This is a genomic window from Clavibacter sp. VKM Ac-2872 (genome assembly GCF_015351105.1).
GTDB lineage: Bacteria > Actinomycetota > Actinomycetes > Actinomycetales > Microbacteriaceae > Clavibacter.
In genome coordinates this window covers 1,605,358-1,624,049 of record NZ_JADKRR010000001.1, presented here as the reverse complement: position 1 = coordinate 1,624,049, position 18,692 = coordinate 1,605,358, and the positions used below count along the sequence as shown (strand labels likewise).

17 protein-coding genes are annotated in these 18,692 nt (G+C 74.4%); 5 read left to right on the top strand and 12 right to left on the bottom strand.

Annotated elements, in window-relative coordinates; genetic code table 11:
* Positions 1-133 precede the first annotated feature (133 nt).
* Complete coding sequence (locus tag ITJ40_RS07710) at positions 134-1,054, top strand: alpha/beta fold hydrolase (protein ID WP_370532013.1); 921 nt, start codon at positions 134-136, stop codon at positions 1,052-1,054.
* Between the two features lie 102 nt (positions 1,055-1,156).
* On the opposite strand, the gene ITJ40_RS07705 is transcribed toward ITJ40_RS07710, so the two are convergent.
* Positions 1,157-1,723: a YceI family protein gene (locus ITJ40_RS07705; RefSeq protein ID WP_194666477.1), complete on the bottom strand. Its 567-nt coding sequence runs from the start codon at positions 1,721-1,723 to the stop codon at positions 1,157-1,159.
* 153 nt (positions 1,724-1,876) lie between these two features.
* Here ITJ40_RS07705 and ITJ40_RS07700 point away from each other — a divergent pair, with 153 nt between their 5' ends.
* Entirely contained in the window at positions 1,877-2,854 is a 978-nt protein-coding gene (locus ITJ40_RS07700) for an NAD(P)H-quinone oxidoreductase (RefSeq protein ID WP_194666476.1), read from the top strand.
* Here the strand turns inward: ITJ40_RS07700 and ITJ40_RS07695 are convergent.
* The 3 genes from ITJ40_RS07695 to ITJ40_RS07685 all read right to left on the bottom strand — a co-directional run bounded on the left by ITJ40_RS07695 (position 2,851) and on the right by ITJ40_RS07685 (position 6,052).
* Positions 2,851-4,290: an MFS transporter gene (locus tag ITJ40_RS07695; RefSeq protein ID WP_194666475.1), complete on the bottom strand. Its 1,440-nt coding sequence runs from the start codon at positions 4,288-4,290 to the stop codon at positions 2,851-2,853. The genes ITJ40_RS07700 and ITJ40_RS07695 overlap by 4 nt on opposite strands.
* 31 nt (positions 4,291-4,321) lie before the next feature.
* On the bottom strand, positions 4,322-5,056 hold the full coding sequence (locus tag ITJ40_RS07690) for an alpha/beta hydrolase (protein WP_194666474.1): 735 nt from the start codon (positions 5,054-5,056) through the stop codon (positions 4,322-4,324).
* 66 nt (positions 5,057-5,122) lie between these two features.
* Positions 5,123-6,052, bottom strand: a complete 930-nt coding sequence (locus ITJ40_RS07685) for an alpha/beta fold hydrolase (RefSeq protein WP_194666473.1) — start codon at positions 6,050-6,052, stop codon at positions 5,123-5,125.
* 84 nt (positions 6,053-6,136) lie between these two features.
* On the opposite strand from ITJ40_RS07685, the gene ITJ40_RS07680 reads away from it, so the two are divergent.
* The gene (locus ITJ40_RS07680; RefSeq protein WP_194666472.1) at positions 6,137-7,255 is read left to right on the top strand and encodes a histidinol-phosphate transaminase; all 1,119 of its coding nucleotides are present in this window, start codon (positions 6,137-6,139) and stop codon (positions 7,253-7,255) included.
* A gap of 25 nt (positions 7,256-7,280) precedes the next feature.
* Here the strand turns inward: ITJ40_RS07680 and ITJ40_RS07675 are convergent, their stop codons facing one another.
* On the bottom strand, positions 7,281-8,210 hold the full coding sequence (locus ITJ40_RS07675; RefSeq protein ID WP_194666471.1) for an SDR family NAD(P)-dependent oxidoreductase: 930 nt from the start codon (positions 8,208-8,210) through the stop codon (positions 7,281-7,283).
* On the bottom strand, positions 8,207-10,747 hold the full coding sequence (locus tag ITJ40_RS07670) for an RNA helicase (RefSeq protein WP_194666470.1): 2,541 nt from the start codon (positions 10,745-10,747) through the stop codon (positions 8,207-8,209). Before ITJ40_RS07670 ends, ITJ40_RS07675 begins: the two co-directional genes overlap by 4 nt.
* 87 nt (positions 10,748-10,834) lie before the next feature.
* Here ITJ40_RS07670 and ITJ40_RS07665 point away from each other — a divergent pair, with 87 nt between their 5' ends.
* Both ITJ40_RS07665 and ITJ40_RS07660 read left to right on the top strand, forming a co-directional pair.
* On the top strand, positions 10,835-11,098 hold the full coding sequence (locus ITJ40_RS07665) for a hypothetical protein (RefSeq protein WP_194666469.1): 264 nt from the start codon (positions 10,835-10,837) through the stop codon (positions 11,096-11,098).
* Positions 11,099-11,158: 60 nt separating this feature from the next.
* A complete protein-coding gene (locus tag ITJ40_RS07660; RefSeq protein WP_194666468.1) occupies positions 11,159-12,703 on the top strand; it encodes an SDR family oxidoreductase in 1,545 nt (514 codons plus the stop codon).
* Between the two features lie 77 nt (positions 12,704-12,780).
* On the opposite strand, the gene ITJ40_RS07655 is transcribed toward ITJ40_RS07660, so the two are convergent.
* From ITJ40_RS07655 to ITJ40_RS07630, 6 genes are all read right to left on the bottom strand, one after another.
* Positions 12,781-13,053, bottom strand: coding sequence for an HPr family phosphocarrier protein (locus tag ITJ40_RS07655; protein ID WP_086514791.1), 273 nt, complete (start codon positions 13,051-13,053; stop codon positions 12,781-12,783).
* 63 nt (positions 13,054-13,116) lie between these two features.
* Positions 13,117-15,165, bottom strand: a complete 2,049-nt coding sequence (locus tag ITJ40_RS07650; RefSeq protein ID WP_194666467.1) for a fructose-specific PTS transporter subunit EIIC — start codon at positions 15,163-15,165, stop codon at positions 13,117-13,119.
* Positions 15,166-15,187: 22 nt separating this feature from the next.
* A complete protein-coding gene (locus tag ITJ40_RS07645) occupies positions 15,188-16,159 on the bottom strand; it encodes a 1-phosphofructokinase family hexose kinase (protein WP_194666466.1) in 972 nt (323 codons plus the stop codon).
* A complete protein-coding gene (locus ITJ40_RS07640; RefSeq protein ID WP_194666465.1) occupies positions 16,156-16,944 on the bottom strand; it encodes a DeoR/GlpR family DNA-binding transcription regulator in 789 nt (262 codons plus the stop codon). The genes ITJ40_RS07645 and ITJ40_RS07640 overlap by 4 nt, the downstream gene beginning before the upstream one ends.
* A gap of 135 nt (positions 16,945-17,079) precedes the next feature.
* A complete protein-coding gene (locus ITJ40_RS07635) occupies positions 17,080-18,078 on the bottom strand; it encodes an SGNH/GDSL hydrolase family protein (RefSeq protein ID WP_194666464.1) in 999 nt (332 codons plus the stop codon).
* Positions 18,079-18,120: 42 nt separating this feature from the next.
* A complete protein-coding gene (locus ITJ40_RS07630) occupies positions 18,121-18,444 on the bottom strand; it encodes a hypothetical protein (protein WP_228511863.1) in 324 nt (107 codons plus the stop codon).
* Between the last annotated feature and the right edge of the window lie 248 nt (positions 18,445-18,692).

Here is an 18,692-nt window from a genome sequence, read left to right as displayed (position 1 = left end):
CGTCGGCGACCCTGTGCGGATCCCCGTCCCGTCCCGGAGGTCATCCGTGCGCGTCCCCCATCCCCCGTCCCCCCGTCCCCTGCCGCGCCGGACGGGGCTCGCCGCGCGCGGCACCGGGCGGGGTCCTCGCGCGGTGGACGGCTACAGCCCCTACGAGCTCGACGCCGACCCCCGGGGATCCGACCTGGTCGCCGGGACGACGGCGACGCCGACCGGGGTGGTCCGGCACCACCACGCGCCCCGGCGCCGTTCCGGGACGGCCACCGTCCTGCTCCACGGCGCCGCCGGGTCGTGGACCACCTGGACGCCGGCCCTCCGCGCGGCCCGGGACGCGGGTGCGCCGCTCGAGGACGTCGTGGCGGTCGACCTCCCCGGCTGGGGCGCGTCCCCGGCCGCGGCCGGCGACGGGGAGCTCGCGCTGGACGCGGTGTCCGACGCGGTGATCCGGGTGGTCGATGACCTGGGGTACGACGGATTCCGCCTCGTGGGGCACTCGATGGGCGGGTTCCTCGCCCTCCACCTGGCCGTCCGGCATCCGGACCGCGTGCGCTCCGTGGCCCTGGTGTCCCCGACGGTCTACGCCGTCATGCGCAGCGCCGCGCACCCCGTCCGGCGCCTCGACGTCCTCCCGGGGTTCAGCATGATGCTCGGCGCGATGCACGTGACGCGGCTCCTCGGCCCCGCCGGGCTCGCGTATGTCCGGTTCCTCCATCGCACGGGCGTCCTGCGCCAGCTCACCCGGCCCCTCTTCGCGCACGGCGGGCGGATGAGCGGGTCGGTCATCGCGGCGCTGGCCGACGAGGTGCGGCCGCGCGCCTTCCTCCGGGCCACGGCGATCGCCGCCGCCTACCCCGCCGGCGAGCTGTGGCCGCGGATCGCGTGCCCCGTCACCGCGGTGCGCGGCAGCAGGGACGTCTTCGTCGCGCCGGGCGACCTGGCCCGGCTGGGGGGCGACCTCGCGGACGCCTCGCCCGCGGTGATCCCCGACGCCGGCCACTTCGCGCATGTGGAGCGCCCGCTCGAGACGCTGCGCACGCTCGGCCTCGTGCCCTGACGCGCGACCCTGCACGACGACGCCCCCGGTCCCGATGAGGGGAACGAGGGCGTCGGATCCGCGCGAGGCGGAGACAGCCGGCGGGTGCCGGCCGGGCGTCGGCTAGGCCGCGGGGGTCGCGAGGACCGCCTGGATGTCGAGCGTGATGGTGACCTTGTCGCCGAGCAGCACGCCGCCGGTCTCGAGGGCCGCGTTGTAGGTGAGGCCGAAGTCCTCGCGGTTGATGACCGTGGTGGCCGTCGCGCCGAACTTGGTGTTGCCGTAGGGGTCGCCGCCGAAGCCGCCGAACTCGACGTCGAACGTGACGGGCTTGGTGACGCCGCGGACGGTGAGCTCGCCGTCGACCTTCGCGTCGCCGTCCTTCTCCACGCGCACGGCGGTGGAGACGAAGTCGATGGTGGGGTGGTTCTCGGCGTCGAAGAAGTCGTTCGTGCGGAGGTGCTGGTCGCGGTTCGGCTCGTTGGTGTCGATCGAGGCGATGGTCGCATGGGCCTTCACGGAGCTCTGCTCGGGCGTGGCGCCCGTGACGATCTCGGCGTCGAAGTCCTTGAACGTGCCCTTGACCTTGCTGATCATGATGTGGCGGATGCTGAAGCCGACGGAGCTGTGGGTCTTGTCGATGGTCCAGGTGCCGGCGATGTAGCCGGGGACGGTGCTGGTGTCGCTCATGTGCGTGCCTTTCGTACAGGGGTCATGGGTGCGGGCCGACGGCCTCGAAGGTATGCAAGCGCATGGATCCCCGGCCTATTCCCGTATTTAGTTGCGAGTTCATGTACTTCTGGGGCGGGTCGCTCACGAGCTGCGGCGGCGTACCGTGGCGGGATGCGCGCGATCACCTTCCCCTCCCCCGGCGGCCCCGACGTCCTCTCCCTCACCGAGCTCCCGGATCCCGTGCCCGGTCCCGGCGAGGTCCTGATCCGCGTGGCCGCCGCGGGCGTCAACCGGGCCGACCTCAGCCAGCGGGAGGGCGCGTACCCGCCGCCCGCCGGGGCCCCGACGCACCTCGGGCTCGAGGTGTCCGGCACGATCGGGGCGGTCGGCGACGGCGCGACGCGCTGGAGCGTCGGCGACCGCGTGTGCGCGCTGCTCGCGGGCGGCGGCTACGCCGAGCTCGTGGCGGTCGACGAGCGCCACGTCCTGCCGGTCCCCGACGGGCTCGACCTCGTCGAGGCGGCGGGGCTGCCCGAGGTGGTGGCGACCGTGTGGTCGAACGTCGTGCTCGACGCCTGCCTCGCTCCGGGCGAGACGCTGCTCGTGCATGGCGGGTCGAGCGGCATCGGCACCATGGCGATCCAGCTGGCCGCCCGGCTCGGCGCCCGCGTCGCGGTCACGGCCGGCAGCCCCGCGAAGCTCGAGGCCTGCCGCGCGCTCGGCGCGGACATCCTCATCGACTACCGGGAGCAGGACTTCGTGGCGGCGCTCCTCGAGGCCACAGACGGGCACGGTGCCGACGTGATCCTCGACGCGATCGGCGGCGACTACATCGACCGCGACATCCGGGCGCTCGCGCGCGACGGCCGGATCATGGTCATCGGCGCCCAGAGCGGCGCACCGACGAGCATCGCGCTCGGCCAGCTCATGGCGCGCCGCGGGCGGATCTGGGGCACGACGCTCCGGGCCAGGGACGCCGACGACAAGGCCCGCATCGTCGCCGCCATCCGCGCCGATGTGTGGCCGGCGGTGGCCGACGGATCCGTGCGACCGGTCGTCGACCGCGTCTTCCCGCTCGCCGAGGCGGCCGCCGCGCACGCGCACGTGGCGTCGTCGCAGCACGTCGGCAAGGTGCTGCTGGCCGTCTAGCCCGCCGCGTCGTCCGCGGCCGCTCCCGAGGCATGACGGGAGCGGATCCCGACGAGCGACACCAGCCCGCCCGCCACCAGCAGCGCCGCGGTCACGAGCACCACGCGGTGGAACGCGGCCACGTCGAGGTCGGGCCCCGCGACCAGGCCGATCGCGGCGATGGACACGAGCCCGGCGACGCGCGACACGGCGTTGTTCACGGCCGACGCGATCCCCGCCTGCGCGGACGGCACCGCCTCGAGGATCGTGGCGGTCAACGGCGCGACCGTCATCGACAGGCCCAGGCCGAACACGAGGATGCCCGGCAGGAGCTGCCCGACGTAGTCGACGGGCTCGGCGACGCGCAGCATCAGCAGGTAGCCGCCGCCCGCGATGATCGGCCCCGCGCCCATCAGGAGCCGCGGCCCGATCCGCCCGGCCAGCGCACCGAAGCGCGTCGACAGCAGCAGCATGATCACGGTGGTCGGCACGAGCGCGAAGCCCGCGGCCGTCGCCAACAGGCCGCCGGTCTGCTGCAGGAAGACCGCGATCACGAAGCCGCCGAGCGACAGCGCGCCGTAGATCCCGACGGTCGCGATGTTGCCGACGAGGAAGTCCCGCTCGCGGAAGAGCGACAGCGGCAGCATCGGATGCGCGGTGCGCCGCTCGCGGATGACGAAGAGCACGAGGCACCCGACGCCGACCACGAGGCTGCCGACCACGAGCGGGTGCGAGATCCCGAGGCGCGACTGCTCGATGAGCGCGAAGACGGGGCCGCCGATCCCGAGGGCGCCGAGCACCGCGCCCGGCACGTCGACGCGCGTGCCGTCGGCGACGGGCGCGTCGTGCGGGAGCCGCGCGAGGAGCACGAGGGTCACGGCGATGGGGAGCACGTTGATCCCGAACACGAGCCGCCAGTCGAGCGCGTCCACGAGCACGCCGCCGAGGACCGGGCCGACGAGCATCGCCGTGCCGGTCCACGCCGTCCACGAGCCGATGGCCCTGGCCTGCGCGGGGCCGCGGAAGGCCTGCGCGATGAGGGCGAGCGAGCTCGGCACGAGCAGCGCCCCGGCCGCGCCCTGGGCGGCGCGCGCGGCGATGAGGATCCCGGCGGTCGGCGCGATGGCGCAGACGAGCGACGTGACGCCGAAGCCGATGAGCCCGGCGCGGAGCACGCGCACCCGGCCGAACGCGTCGGAGAGCGAGCCGGCCAGGAGGATCAGCGCGCCGAGGGTGATGAGGTACGCGTCGACGACCCACTGCTGCACGACGAGGCCGCCGCCGAGGTCCGCCCCGATGGCGGGCAGCGCGACGTTGACGACCGTGCCGTCGAGGAAGGCGACGAAGGAGGCGAGGATCGCGACCGCGAGCACGGTGCGGCCGCGGCCGTCGGCGGTGCCGTCCGGGTGGCCGTCTGCGGTGCCACCGCCGCGAGCGGGAGCGGCGGGGTCGGGCATGTGCCCAGTATGCGCCGCGCCCGGAGGTGCGTCAGGCGAGAGCCGAGGGTGGCGTCCCGGCGCGGTCGATCGCCGCCTCCACCCGCCGCAGCACGTCCTCGTCGCCCATGATCCGGAAGTGGCCCGACGCCTCGACGCGCTCGTCCGTCGCGCCGTCGAGCGAGCTCCCGCCCGGGATGTGCGGGTCGAAGCGCGCGAAGACGCTCGTGATCCGCCCGTTGACCTCGCGCGCGCGGCCGAGCTCCACCAGCGCGGCGTTCCGCGGCGAGAAGTCGCGGATGCTCGGGACCGGGAAGAGGCGCGCGTACGAGGATCCGCCGAACGGCGCGTTGATCGCGACCATCGCGCGGATCCGGCGGTCCGGGTCGCCGAACGCCATGAGGTGCTTGCCGATGAGGCCGCCCTTGCTGTGCGCGACGATGACGACGTCGCGCAGGTCCTCCGCCTCGAGGTACGCGCGGGCGCGGCGCGACATCTCGGCGATCCGGCCCACGTTCGCGCCGAGCGCGCCGACCACGTGCACGCCGTGCCCGCGCGCGTGCAGCCGCCGGATGATCGGGAGCATGAACTGCCAGCGCTCGTAGACGCCGGGCAGCACGAGGATGGTCGGCCGGTCGTCGCGGCCGTCCTCGAAGGAGCGGGCGTCGTCGCGGGAGATCGCGGCGGCCGCCTGCCAGCGGAGGACGTAGGCGTAGTCGAGGGCCCAGTCGAGCGCCTTCCGGAGGAGCGTGAGCGGCGGCAGGGGGTCGGGTCCGGCGGCGGTCACCGTCCCATCCTGCCCGCCGGGGCCGGGGCCGGCACCGGGGAGGTCGGGCGGCCGGCGGCCACGGGATCAGCCGACACGGGCATGCTCGACGATCGCCCGGGCGACGCCCACGGGGTCCGTGAACATGACGACGTGCGGGCCGTGCGCCACGTGCAGCCGGCCGCGCGGGATGCGGTCGGCGAGGTGGCGCGCGAACGAGGTCGCCACCACGGTGTCGCGGTCGCCCACGACGACGAGCGTCCGCGCGCGGATGAGACCGGCCCGGTCCTCGACGCGGTCGGCGATGAGGTGGGGCAGCTGCGCGAGGTAGTAGCGGATCCCGCAGCGCAGGAAGTAGTCGCCGAGCACGACCGCGTTCGACAGCAGCGGCTCGCGCAGGGTGTCGTGGCCGAGCGCGAGGGCGGCGCGGATCACGCCGCGCTTCCGCGGGTCGAGCGTCGGCGCCATGAGCACGATCCGGTCCGCGACCTCCGGGTGGTCGACGGCGAGCCGCGACACGATCTGCGAGCCCATGGAGTGGCCGACGACGACCGGATCCACGAGGCCGTGCATGCGGATGACCTCCGCGACGACGGCCGCGTGGTCGGCCAGCGTCACGTCGCGGCGCACGCGCGGCGACTCCCCGTAGCCGGGCAGGTCGACCGCGTAGACGGCGCCGTGCTCGGCGAGGAGCGCGGCGACGGGGTGGAAGTAGCGCGAGGAGACCCCGATCCCGTGCACGAGCACGAACGACGGCCGGACCGCCGTGGGTCCGGCCGAGCCGACGCCCGACGGGGCGCTGGAGAGCGTGCGGCCCGCGTTCGCCCCCGGCGACCGGAACACCTTGATCGCGATGCGGAAGCCGAGCACGGTGCGGCGCTCCAGGTCGTGGCCGACCGGGATCGCGCGCGAGCCGTAGCGGCGGGAGAGCAGCAGCCAGCGCGGCGGCGCCGACTCGGTGCGGTGCACGTCCCCGGGCCGCCGGACGCGGGTGAGCCGGGCCAGGGGGGAGCGCATCCGACGACCCTAGCCGCCCGACGCCGGGCGGCCGCCGGGCACGTCGATGGGAGGATGGGAGCCAGACGACTCCCGAGGAGACCCATGAGCCCCGACTGGTCCGAGACCACCCTCGCCGACCTGCCCCTGCGCGACGGGATCCGCGGCGAGGAGCCCTACGGCGCCCCCCAGCTGGACGTGCCCGTGCTCCTCAACGTGAACGAGAACCCGTACCCGCTGCCCGAGGAGGTCGCGGTCGCGGTGAGCGAGGCGGTGCTCGAGGCCGCGCGCGGGCTCAACCGCTACCCGGACCGCGAGTTCCTCGAGCTCCGCACCGAGCTCGCCGACTACCTCACGGCCGACAGCGGGCTGGCGCTCGGGCCGGAGAACGTGTGGGCGGCGAACGGATCCAACGAGGTGCTGCAGCAGGTGCTCCAGGCCTTCGGCGGCACCGACCGCGTCGCGCTCTCGTTCGCGCCGCACTACGCGATGTACCCGGAGTACGCGCGCAACACCCTCACCACCTGGGTCTCCGGCCGACGCCAGGACGACTTCACGCTGGACCTCGCGAACGTCACGGCGCTCGTCGAGCAGCACCAGCCGAGCGTCGTGTTCCTCACCTCGCCGAACAACCCGACCGGCACCGCGCTCACGACCCGCGAGATCGAGCACGTGCTCTCCGTGGCGCCCGGCGTCGTGGTGATCGACGAGGCGTACGCCGAGTTCCGTCGCGAGGGCGTGCCGACGGCGATCTCGCTGCTGCCGGAGCACCCGCGCCTCATCGTCTCGCGCACCATGAGCAAGGCCTTCGCGTTCGCGGGCGGCCGGCTCGGGTACCTGGCGGCCTCCCCCGCGGTCGTCGACGCGCTCCGCATCGTGCGCCTGCCGTACCACCTGTCGCGGATCACGCAGGTGAGCGCGACCGCGGCGCTCCGGCACAGCCGCGTGCTGCTCGCCCAGGTCGCGTCGCTGCGCGAGGAGCGCGACGGGCTCGTCGAGTGGCTCCGCGGCCGCGGCTTCGAGGTGGCGCCGTCGGATGCGAACTTCGTCCTCTTCGGCCGGTTCCCGGACCGGCACGCCGTGTGGCAGGGGCTGCTCGACCGCGGCGTCCTCATCCGCGAGACGGGGCCCGAGGGCTGGCTGCGGGTGTCCGTCGGCACGCCCGAGGAGACAGCGGCCTTCCGCGACGCGCTCGACGACGTGCTCGGGACGCCGCAGGGCTGAGCCCGTCCCACGGGCGGCGGCGCCGTCAGGGCCGGAAGCGGATCCCCGTGGCGTCCTCGGCGGCCGCCCAGAGCTGCTCGGCGACGGCGTGCGACCGCGCGTGCTCCGCGACGAACGCGGGAGCCGGCGCGCCCTTCAGCTCGAGCGGCCCAACGGGTCCCCAGAAGGAGCCGCCCGCGACGCCGTCGGCCGCGGCCGCGTGCGCCACCGGCCACGCACCGGCGTCCTTGCCCTGCACGAGGACGCGGCCGGCCGCCGCGATCCGTCGGCGCGCGGCGGCGATCCCGTGCGGGCGGCGGGCGGGATCCTGCGGCGGCGTCAGCGCGTCCACCGCGTAGCCGGGGTGCGCGGAGAGGGCGACGCGGTCGGATCCCGCCGCCCGCCACCGCCGGTCGAGCTCGACGGCGATCGTCATGCACGCCGTCTTCGACCGGCCGTAGCGCACGAGCGCGGGCATGCGCCGCTCCCCCGCGAGGTCGCCGAGGTCGAGCGGCGAGAAGCGGTGGGCGAGGGATCCCAGCATCACGACGCGGCCCCCGGCCCGCAGCCGCGGCGCGAGCCCGGCCACGAGCGCGAAGTGCCCGAGCGCGTTGGTGCCCATCATCTCCTCGAACCCGTCGACGGTGGTCCGGCGATGGCGCGCGCGACCGCCCGCGGGCGTGATGCCGGCGTTCGCGACGATCGCGTCGAGGTCGTCGCGGACGGCGGCGACGCACGCCTCCACGCTCGCGAGGCTCGCCAGGTCGAGGGAGACGACGTCGACCTCGGCCCCCGGCACGCGCGCTCCGATCGCGCGGGCAGCCGTGTCCCCGCGCTCCGCGGAGCGGCAGGCCAGCAGCACCCGGGCGCCGGCGGCGGCGAGCTGCGCGGACGTCCAGAACCCGACGCCGCCGTTGGCGCCGGTGACGAGGATCGTCCGCCCGGCGAGGTCGGGTAGGCGCGGCGCGTCGCTCACGAGAGGGTGCCCACGCGGGTCACGCGCACGACGGCCTCGCCTGCCTCGTTCGACGCGTCGAGGTCGACGGTCGCCTCGATCCCCCAGTCGTGATCGCCCTCGGGGTCGTGCAGCGCCTGCCGCACGACCCACTCCGTCGGCCGCTCCTCGATCGTCACGAGCGTCTGGCTGCGGGCGTCGCCGTCGGTGAGGATCCGGTCGTACTCGCCGAAGTAGCCGTCGAGCGCGTCGCCCCACGCGTCCGCGTCGAACCCGGCGGCGCCGTCGAGCTCGCCGAGGGCCTGGAGGTCCTCGCGGGCCGCGAGCTGCACCCGGCGGAACAGCTCGTTGCGCACGAGGATCCGGAACGCGCGCGTGTTCGACGTGAGCAGCTTCGGCGCGGGCGGCAGCACGGGCGCGTCGCCGAGTGCCGTGGTCGGATGCGACAGCTCCTCCCACTCGTCGAGCAGGCTCGAGTCGACCTGCCGCACGAGCTCGCCGAGCCACTCGATCACGTCGAGCAGCTCCTCGGTCTTCGCCTCGTCGGGGATGGTCTGGCGCAGCGCGCGGAACGCGTCGGAGAGGTAGCGGAGCACGAGCCCCTCGGAGCGCATGAGCCCGTAGAAGGAGATCAGCTCGCTGAACGACATCGCCCGCTCGTACATGTCGCGGACGACCGACTTCGGGCTGAGCGCGAAGTCGCCGATCCACGGCTGGCTCGCGCTGTAGGTCGCGAACGACTGGTCGAGCAGCTCCTCGAGCGGCTTCGGGTGGGTGATCTCCTCGAGCAGCTCCATGCGCTGGTCGTACTCGATGCCCTCGGCCTTCATCGCCTGCACGGCCTCGCCACGGGCCTTGAACTGCTGCTGCGAGAGGATCGGCCGCGGGTCGTCGAGGGTCGCCTCGACCACGCTCACCATGTCGAGCGCGTACGTCGGCGACTCCCGGTCGAGGATCTCGAACACCGCGACCGCGAACGGCGACAGCGGCTGGTTGAGCGCGAAGTCGGCCTGCAGGTCGACCGTCAGCGTGATCCGCGTGGGCCCGCCGTCGGGGTCATCCACCTGCTCGACGATGCCGGCCGTCCGCAGCGTGCGGTAGATGGCGAGGGCACGACGCGCGAGCGCGAGCTGGCGGACCCGCGGCTCGTGGTTGTCCTCGACGAGCGCCCGCATGTTCGCGAACACGTCGCCGCCGCGCGCGATGACGTTGAGCATCATCGCGTGGCTCACCTGCATGCTCGACGTCAGCCGCTCGGGCTCCGCGTCGATGAGCTTGCGGAAGCTCGGCTCGCCCCACGAGACGAAGCCCTCGGGCGCCTTCTTCCGCACGAGCTTCCGGCGCTTCTTCACGTCGTCGCCCGCGCGCTCGAGCATCTTGATGTTCTCGGTCTCGTGCTCGGGGGCCTGCGCGACCACGGTCCCCGCGGTGTCGTAGCCGGCACGCCCCGCGCGTCCGGCGATCTGGTGGAACTCGCGCGCGTTGAGCTGCCGCATCCGGGTGCCGTCGTACTTGGTGAGGCCCGTGAAGAGCACCGTGCGGATGGGGACGTTGATGCCGACGCCGAGCGTGTCGGTGCCGCAGATCACCCGGAGGAGCCCCTGCTGCGCGAGCTGCTCGACGAGGCGCCGGTACTTCGGCAGCATGCCCGCGTGGTGCACGCCGATCCCCGCGCGCACGAGCCGCGACAGCGTCTTGCCGAACGCGGTGCTGAAGCGGAAGCCGCCGATCATCTCCGCGATCTCGTCCCGCTGCTCCCGCGTGACGATCTTGATGCTGGACAGCGCCTGCGCCCGCTCGAGGGCCGCGGCCTGCGCGAAGTGCACGATGTAGACGGGTGCCTGCTTGGTGTCGAGCAGCTCCTCGACCGTCTCTTGCACGGGCGTGACGGCGTAGTGGAAGAAGAGCGGCACGGGACGCTCGATGCCCGTGATCCGCGCGGTCGGCCGCCCCGTGCGCCGGGTGAGGTCGTCCGCGAGGTCGGTGACGTCGCCGAGCGTCGCCGACATGAGCACGAACTGCGCGTGCGGCAGGAGCAGGAGCGGCACCTGCCAGGCCCAGCCGCGCTGCGGATCCGCGTAGAAGTGGAACTCGTCCATCACCACCTGGTCGACGCTTGTGTCCGCGCCGCCGCGCAGCGACCGGTTGGCGAGGATCTCCGCGGTGCAGCAGATGATGGGCGCGTCCGGGTTCACGGAGGAGTCGCCCGTGACCAACCCCACCTGCGCCGCGCCGAACAGCTCCACGAGCGCGAAGAACTTCTCGGAGACGAGAGCCTTGATCGGCGCGGTGTAGTACGAACGGCGTCCCCGGGCGAGCGCCGCGAAGTGCGCCGCCACCGCGACGAGCGACTTCCCCGTGCCCGTCGGCGTCGAGAGGATGAGGTTCGCGCCCGACGCGATCTCCAGCGCCGCCTCGTCCTGCGCCGGGTACAGCTCGATCCCCCGCGCGATCGCCCACTCGGCGAACGCGTCGTAGATGGCGTCGTCGGTCGCCCCGTCCACGGCGAGTCGGGCCGCCTCCTCGGTGAGCGTGGGGGCGAGCGCGGTGTCCGACATGATGCGTCCATCCTCCCCCACGCGCCCCGCCGCCGAGTTCTCCACAGGCAGCAGGGACCTCGGGTCGTCAGCGCGTACGGTCGGCGGATGCCGTCCCTCCCGCTCGACCCGCGTCCCGACCGCGCCCCGCTCGACCACGTCTCCCCGCCGCACACCGACGCGGATGGGCAGACGGCGCCCGAGCAGGATGCGGCCGCCGGCGTCCGGGCCCCGGAGGCCGTGCCCGTCGATCCCGAGGCGCAGCGGGCGCGCTGGCGCGACCGCCGCACCGGGCTCATCGCCCTGGTGGTCGTCACGATCGCCCTCTGGGCGGTCATCGCCGCCGCGGTCGGGTTCGCGACCACGATGTAGCGCCGCCCCGGGCCACCGCCCGTCGCCCGGGAGACCCCGACGCCCCGGGTATCATCTCCTGTGCCCTCCGACGCCCTGCCCGACGACCCCACCCGCCCCGCGGATCCCGTCGCCCCCGTTCCCGACGCCGCCGCGCCCGCCCAGGTCGCCGCCCCCGGGTCGGCCATCGATCCCGACGACCTCGCCGTCGCCCTCCGCGTGCTCGGCTCGCTCGCCGACATCGACGAGGAGCACCCCGACTTCGTCGCCGTCCGCCGCGCCACCGCCTCCATGTTCAAGCAGGTCAAGAAGGCCCGCCGGCTCGAGAAGCGCGAGGCCGTCGCGACCGCCGACCGCGCCGTCGTCGCGGCCACCGCCACGGGCGCGCCCGACCGCATCGACGACGAGACCCGCGGGATCCCGCTCGCCATCACGACCGCGAAGCCCACCGCGGGCACGCTCCTGCGCTCCCGGCCCTGCTACATCTGCAAGCAGCACTACACGCAGGTCGACGCGTTCTACCACCAGCTCTGCCCCGACTGCGCGCTCCTCAACCACGCGAAGCGCGAGGCCCGCACCGACCTGTCGGGCATGCGGGCGCTCCTCACGGGCGGCCGCGCGAAGATCGGCATGCACATCGCGCTGCGCCTCCTCCGCGACGGCGCGCACACCACCATCACCACGCGCTTCCCGCGCGACGCCGTCCGCCGCTTCGCCGGCCTGCCCGACGCGCACGAGTGGGTGCACCGCCTGCGCATCGTCGGCCTGGACCTGCGCGACCCGGCGCAGGTCATCGGCCTCACGGACGCCGTGGCCGCGGCCGGCCCCCTCGACATCCTCATCAACAACGCCGCGCAGACCGTGCGCCGCTCCCCCGGCTCGTACGCGCCGCTGTCGGAGGCCGAGGCGGCGCCCCTCCCGGACGGCGACCTCCCCGAGCTGCTCACGTTCGGCCACACGGCCGATGCGCACCCGGCGGCCCTCGCCGCGTCCGTCGCGGCGCACCCCATCCTCTCGACCGCGACGGGGATCACGGCCGCCGAGGTCACCGAGCTCGCGATGACGGCCGGCTCCTCGTCGCTGGCCCGTCTCGCGGCCGGCACGGCCATCGACGCGGGCGGCCTGGTGCCCGACCTGCACGACGCGAACAGCTGGACCCAGGTCGTGCACGAGGTGGATCCGCTCGAGATGCTCGAGGTCCAGCTCGCCAACGTCACGGCGCCGTTCCTGCTCGTCAGCCGGCTGCGCCCCGCGATGGCCGCGTCGGCGTCGCGCCGGAAGTACGTCGTGAACGTGAGCGCCATGGAGGGCCAGTTCGCCCGCGCGTACAAGGGCCCCGGCCACCCGCACACGAACATGGCGAAGGCCGCGCTCAACATGATGACCCGCACCTCGGCGCGCGAGATGCGCGAGACCGACGGCATCCTCATGACGAGCGTCGACACCGGCTGGATCACCGACGAGCGCCCCCACCCCACGAAGGTGCGCCTCGCCGAGGAGGGCTTCCACGCGCCGCTCGACCTGGTGGACGGCGCCGCGCGCGTGTACGACCCCATCGTCATGGGTCAGGCCGGCGAGGACATCTCGGGCGTCTTCCTCAAGGACTACCGCGTCGCCGAGTGGTGACGCCGCCGGTCGCCTGACACGACGAGAGGGCCCGTCCACCGCATCGCGGTGACCGGGCCCTCTCGTCGTGCGGGCGACTACTCGACGGCGTCGAGGTCGCTCTCGAGCAGGGCCGCCAGCTCGTCGAGCGCGGCGTCCGCGCCGTCGCCCTCGGCCGTGAGGACGACCTGGTCGCCGTTCGCGGCGCCGAGGCTCATGAGCGACAGGATGCTCGTCGCGTCGAGCGGCGTGCCGCCCGGCTTGCTGATCTTCACCGGCACGCCCGTGCGGCGCACGGCCTCGATGAAGAGGGATGCGGGTCGGGCGTGCAGGCCCACGCGGCTGCCGATGGTGGCGGTGCGCTCGGTCATGGACGTTCTCCTTCTGGTGGTGGGGTCGGTTCGGGGACGGGACGGGGTCAGGCCGGGACGGGGTCAGGCCGGGACGGGGACGCCCTGCTCGACGGGTGCGGCGGCGGCCGCCTCCGGGCGCTTCGTCGTGAAGCGCTTGAGGAGCACGACGAGGAACGCGGAGACCACGGCGCCGACCGCGACGGACGCGAGGAAGCCGAGGAACGTGCCGTTCATCGCGAAGAGCACGAAGACGCCGCCGTGCGGGGCCTGCGACACGACGTCGAGCCCCATGATCATGGCACCCGTGACGGCACCGCCGACGATGCTCGCGGGGATCACGCGCAGCGGGTCGACCGCGGCGAACGGGATGGCGCCCTCCGAGATGAATGCGGCCCCGAGGAGCCACGCGGCCTTGCCGTTCTCGCGCTCGGCCGGGCTGAACAGGCGGCGGTCGATCACGGTGGAGGCGAGCGCGAGGGCGAGGGGCGGCACCATGCCTGCGGCCATGACCGCGGCCATGATGTGCCACGGCGCCTGGTCGGTGATGGATCCGGCGCCGAGGCCGGCGACCGCGAACGAGTAGGCGACCTTGTTGATCGGGCCGCCGAGGTCGATGCACATCATGACGCCGAGGATGATGCCGAGGACGATGGCCGACGTGCCGGTGAGGCCGGAGAGGAAGCCGTTGAGCCCGCGCGTGAGAGCGGCGATGGGACCGCCGAGCACCATGACCATGAGGCCGGAGGCGACGATCGAGGCGAGCAGCGGGATGATCACGACGGGCATGAGGCCCCGCAGCCAGCGCGGCACGTCGATGCGGCCGATCGCGTAGGCGATGCCACCCGCGAGGAGGCCGCCCACCAGGCCGCCGAGGAAGCCGGCGCCCATGATGACGGAGATGGATCCCGCGACGAATCCGGGCGCGATGCCGGGCCGGTCGGCGATGGCGTAGGCGATGTAGCCCGCCAGCGCCGGCACGAGGAAGGCCATGGACGCGTTGCCGATGACGAACGCGACCGCGCCGAGGTACTGGCCGAGGCCGCCCGCGGGCAGGTTCGCGAGCGAGTTCTGCAGCACGACGTCGGCGGCTGTCTCGGTGATCCGGTAGCCGCCCAGCAGGAACCCGAGCGCGATGAGGAGCCCGCCGCCCGCGACGAACGGGATCATGTAGCTGACGCCCGTGAGCAGCCAGCGCTTGAGGCGCGCGCCCACCGACTGCGACGACTGCGGGGACGCCTGCTCCGAGCCCGTGGCAGCGGATGCGCCGCCCGGCACGCGCGGGGCGCTCGGGTCCTTCGCGGCGGCGACGGCCTCGGCGACCATCTGGTCGGGCTGGTCGATGCCGCGCTTGACGGGCGACTGGATGACGGGCTTGCCGGCGAACCGGGCCCGATCGCGCACGTCCACGTCCACCGCGAAGATCACGGCCGTGGCCCGCGCGATGATCGCGGGGTCGACGGGCGTGACCGAGGAGGATCCCTGGGTCTCGACGTGCAGCTCGACGCCCGCGCGCTTGGCCGCGGCGACGAGCGAGTCGGCCGCCATGTAGGTGTGCGCGATGCCGGTGGGGCACGCGGTGACGGCGATGAGCACCGGCGCGTCGGCGGGGGCCGCGGCGGGAGCGGATGCCGACGCGGCGGGGGTGGCGGCGGCCGGGCCGCCGGTCGAGGAGGCGGGCTCGTCCACGAGCGCGCCCTCCACGAGCGAGACGACCTGGTCCTCGTCCGTCGCCGAGCGCAGCGCCGCGACGAACTCCGGCTTGATGAGCGACCGGGCGAGGCGCGACAGCAGCACGAGGTGCTCCTGGTCGGCGCCGTCGGGCGCGGCGATGAAGAACACGAGGTCGGCGGGGCCGTCGGGCGCGCCGAAGTCGACGGCGGGGGCCGGGCGCGCCATGACGAGCGTGGCCTCGGTGACCGCGGCGGAGCGGCAGTGCGGGATGGCGAGGCCGCCGCCCATGCCGGTGTCGGTCTTCGACTCGCGCTCCCACGCGTCGGCGAAGAGGGCGTCGGCGTCGGTCGCGCGGCCCTCGGCGACGACGCGCTCGGCCAGCGTGCGGACGGCGTGCTCACGGTCGGCGCCGAGGTCGGCGTCGAGGAGCACGAGGCGGTTCGTGATGAGCGATGGCATGTTCTTCTCCAGGTGGGACGGGTCAGCGATCGGCGGCGATCGGGAGGAGCGGCTGGACGGTGACGCTGCCCGGCCGGGTCTGCTCGGGGGACGGCATGGTGCTGCCGGGCAGGGACGCGGCGGCGGACCCGTGGGCGACGGCCTGCGCCAGCCGCCCCTCGGGTCCGGCCCCGCGGTGGTCGGCGAGCAGGTAGCCCGCGAGCGACGAGTCGCCCGCGCCCACGGTGCTCACCGGCACGATCGGGGGCATGGTGGCGAGCCACCCGCCCTCCGCCGTGGTGAGGACGGCCCCCCGCGCGCCGAGGGTCGCGAGGACCGCCCGGCAGCCGCGGGAGACGAGGGAGCGGGATGCGTCGTGGGCCAGCCGGGGGTCGGCCTCGAGCGCATCCGGGTCGGGGAGGCCGACGAGCTCGGCGAGCTCCTCGGCGTTGGGCTTGATGAGGTCCACGACCGCGTGGGACGCGACGAGCGCGGCCATGGGCGCCCCCGACGAGTCGACGGCGATCCGCGGTGCCGCGTCGCCGAGCTCGGCGCGCACGGCGTGCACCACGCGCGCGGCGAAGTCGTCGTCGAGGCCGGGCGGCAGGGATCCCGCCAGCACGAGCCAGCTGGCCCGGCGCGCGTGCCGGATGACGAGGGCCACCAGCGCGTCCGCCTCGGCCGCGGAGAGCACGGGCCCCGGCTCGTTGACCTTGGTGGTCGTGCCGTCGGGCTCCGTCAGCGTGACGTTCTGGCGAACGCGGCCGTCGATGTCGAGGTGGTCGAGCGGGATCCGCTCGGCGGCCAGCGCAACGAGCATGGGGTCGTCGAGGCGCCCGGGCAGCAGCGCGATCGTGTCGAGCCCCGAGGCGATGAGCGCGCGCGAGACGTTGACGCCCTTGCCGCCCGGCTGCTCGGCGACGCCCCGGGCGCGCTGGACCGCGCCGCGCGCGAGCGCACCGGCGAGGTCGATGGTGCGGTCGAGGCTCGGGTTGGCGGTGAGGGTGAGGATCACGCGACCATCACCTCCACCTCGGCCGCCGCCAGCGCCTCGGCCAGCGGGCCGCCGGGCGCGACGTCGGTCACGAGCGCGTCGAGGTCGTCGAGGGCAGCGAAGCCGACGAGCGCCTCCTCCCCCGCCTTCGACGCGTCGACGAGCGCCACCGCGCGTCGGGATCCTCGGGTCAACGCGGTCTTCACGGCCGCCTCCTCTTCGTCGGGGGTGCTCAAGCCGAACTCCGCGTGGATCCCGTTGGCGCCGATGAAGGCGATGTCGGGCCGCAGGCGCGACAGCTGACCGAGCGTCGCGGGTCCGACCGCGGCGCTCGTGATCCCGCGGACGCGGCCGCCGAGCAGCTGCACCTCGACGGCGGGGTTGCGGGTGACGGTCTGCGCGACGGCCATGGAGTGCGTGACGACCACGAGCGTGCGGCCGGGGACGTCGGGCCGCCAGGCGGCGACGCGCTCCGCCACGAGGCCCGTGGTGGTGCCCGCGTCGAGCGCGATGGATCCCTCGAAGCTCGCGGGCAGGAAGGCCATGGCCGCGTCGGCGATGCGCGCCTTCGCCTCCGTGTTGCGGGAACCGCGGGTGTCGAGGCTCTCCTCGGCCCGGGTGGACCGGTCAGCCCGGACGGCGCCGCCGTGCACCCGGCGGAGCACGCCGCGGCTCTCGAGCTGCGCCAGGTCCCGGCGCACGGTCTCGGTCGTCACGTCGAAGTCGCGGGCCAGGCCGAGGACCGCCACGCGGCCGGTGCGCTCGAGGAGGGCGACCACCCTGTCCTGGCGCTCTTCGGCGTACATGGGCGGTCTCCTTCGACTCCGTGGGGCACTGTCGCCTCGCGTCCTCGCACTGTAGCCCTGATCCGCGGGAGAAGCAACACGATCCCACATGAACCCACACGATCCAAGAATCCCTGTCCCCGGCGGCGGCGCGGTTCAGCGGCCGAGCGCCGCCGACTCCTCGCGCAGCACGTCCGCGATGACCCCCGACTCCCACTCCAGTCCGGCCGCGTTGGGATGGAGGGGCACGTCTCCCGCGCTGCCACCGAGCCCAGCCACATACGGATCCCCCGCGTCGCCGACGCATGCTCCGTGCGTGGCCGTCGGCGTCTCCTGGTCCACGAATCGCGCGCCCGCGTCGGCGGCCGCGCGCGCGATCGCCCCGTCGAGCTCGCGCTGGATCCCCGCCAGCCACACCGCGTCCCGGTCGGCGAGGAGCACCTGGCCGTTGACCGCCGACGTGGCCGTGGCTCGTAGGCATCCCTCGGCCGGGAGCGCATCCGGGTCGCCGAGCACGGTCAGGTAGCCGAGCGCGACGATGCGGGCGTCGGGTGCCGCGGCGCGGATCCGCTCGAAGGCCTCGGCGAGACGCGTCGCCACCGCGCCGTCGATGCGGGCGCGGACGGCGTCGGTCCCGCCCGAGGGCGCGAGTGCGTCCACGCACGTCGTCGGCCCGGCGGACACCGGCCCGTCCGGATCCCGGGCGAGGCACCCGCCGACGAGGGCGGGGAAGCCGAGGTCGTTGCCCCCTAGGCGCACGAGCACGACGTCGGCGCCGTCGGTCAGAGCGTCCAGCTGCGCGGGCACCGTCTGTCCGCCGCGCTCGCGCGGGGCGACGAGGTCCGCGGTGCTGGCGCCGTCGCAGGCCGCGTCGACGAGATCCGCGCTGACCGCGGCCGCGGCGACCCGGACGGACGAGGCGACGGTGCGCCCGCACACCCCCGCGTCGCCGGGCAGCGGCTCGGCCGGTCCCGTGCCCGTGGAGTAGGAGTCCCCGAGGGAGACCACCCGGAGCGGGGCCGTCGGCGGTGCTGTCGGCGGCGCGACGACGTCCGGCGAGGTGCACCCGCTCACGAGGAGGAGGACGGCGGTCGTCGCCGCGACGAGGGCGGCTCGTCGGATCCGTGGACGGAGACGGGCGGGACGGGCATGCATCCCCTCGACCCTAAGCGCTCGCGGGATCAGGGTCGGCCCGGCTCAGTCCTCGACGTGGCGCTGCCGCGCGTAGACGACGACGGCCACGATGAGCCCCACGAGGAGGCCCGCAGCCAGCGGGAAGAGGAACCCGCCCGGGCCGATCTGCGTCACGACGCTGCCGTGGTCGATGCGGGTGTCGACCACGCCCGGCACGTCGAGTCCGGGGTAGCCCTCGGTCCCCTGCGCGAAGGAGGTGATGAGGAGCGTCACGATCACGGCCGCGCCCACCACGAAGGCGGACATGAAGCCCAGCACCGCGGAACCGACCACCGACGTGCGGTGCGGGTCGGTGGTGTGCGTGCGGTGCAGGGTGGCGTGCGACATTGTGGAGCTCCAGGGGTCGATGACCTGAGCAACGGTACGCCGGTCCTCCAAGTGGAGGACAGTCCCCCGATCGGGGAGCGGACACCGCCGCTGTGCATGGTCTTCGCCGACCGAGGCACGAGGTCACTATCCTGCGGTCACGACGGCGAGGGGAACACGTGATCGGTTGGCGGCTCGCACGGGCGATCATCACGAAGGCCGAGACGGACGCCGAGGGCATCGCGAAGGCGACCACGATGATGGAGACC